General features: G+C 64.8%; 1 protein-coding gene. It reads left to right on the forward strand.

What is annotated here, in order from left to right; translation table 11 throughout:
- Positions 1-63 precede the first annotated feature (63 nt).
- A complete protein-coding gene (locus tag FJ434_RS29640) occupies positions 64-1,044 on the forward strand; it encodes an IS5 family transposase (protein ID WP_181166203.1) in 981 nt (326 codons plus the stop codon).
- Positions 1,045-1,090 lie beyond the last annotated feature (46 nt).

Genomic DNA, 1,090 nt, shown 5'->3' on the forward strand with positions numbered 1-1,090 from the left:
GAGGCCTTTGCACGGAACCGGGTTGGTGATTCCGTGCGTAAGGAATGAAGAGGGATGATTCGGATGGTCGATCGTTTGCTTGGTCAACTGAGCCTTGCGGATGGGCTGGCATGGTCGGACACGACGGAGCTCGACCAGATCGCGCGAGTGATCGACTGGGTGCCGATCCAGGCGCTTCTTGGTCGGCGCAGCGGGTCGGGACGGGGCAACACCAGCTATCCGGCCGAGGCTTTGCTGCGCTGCCTGCTTCTGGGCGTGTGGAACAATCTGAGCGATCCCGCCCTCGAGGCACAACTGCGCGACCGGCTGTCGTTCCGCCGCTTTGCCGGCTTCAGCCTCTCGGACCGCACGCCGGACCATTCGACATTGTGGCGATTCCGCGAAGAGCTTAAGTGCGATGGGCTGATCGATCGGGTGTTCGATGAGATCACGCGGCAGCTTGAGCAGAAAGGGCTGATCGTCAAGCGCGGCACGCTGATTGATGCCTCCTTCATGCAGGCCGCCGCGCGCCCGCCGGCGAAGCTGAAGAAGGGTGAGGAGGGTTCGGCGCGGCCATCGGCCGACGCTGATGCGCGTTGGGGGCGCAAGGGCAACAAGACCGTGTTCGGCTATAAGGTGCACAACGGCGTCGACGATGCTCACACGCTGATCCGGCGCATGGACTTCACGGATGCATCGATCACCGACACCGAGCCGGCCGACGGTCTGATCAGCGGGGATGAGAAGGCGGCCTATGGCGACCAGGCCTACTACACCCATGCCCGGCATGCCCGACTTAAGCAGGCCGGCATCAAGGACCGGCTGATGCACCGCCCCAACAAGCACCATCCGCTGACGCCGCGCCAGAAGCAGCGCAACCGGCTGATCTCGAAGGTACGGGCGGCGGTGGAGCGGCCGTTTGCGGTGTTCAAGCAACGTTACGGCATGCGGCGGCTGCGCTTCTTCAACCTGGCGACCAATCGGACGCAATGCCTGCTTGCCGGCTGCGGCTACAATCTGGCGCGAGCGGCCGCCGTGCTCTACCGGCGGAGCCAGCCGGCATGAGGCGGAGTCTGCCCAAAATCCGCCGCAAGGGTGGCCCGAGGCCCCA

This window comes from Mesorhizobium sp. B2-5-13, assembly GCF_006440535.1.
GTDB lineage: Bacteria > Pseudomonadota > Alphaproteobacteria > Rhizobiales > Rhizobiaceae > Mesorhizobium > Mesorhizobium salmacidum.

Bases quoted from the DNA above. Each gene is read 5' to 3' on its own strand.
- FJ434_RS29640 (WP_181166203.1), top strand. From the start codon at position 64: ATGGTCGATCGTTTGCTTGGTCAACTGAGCCTTGCGGATGGGCTGGCA.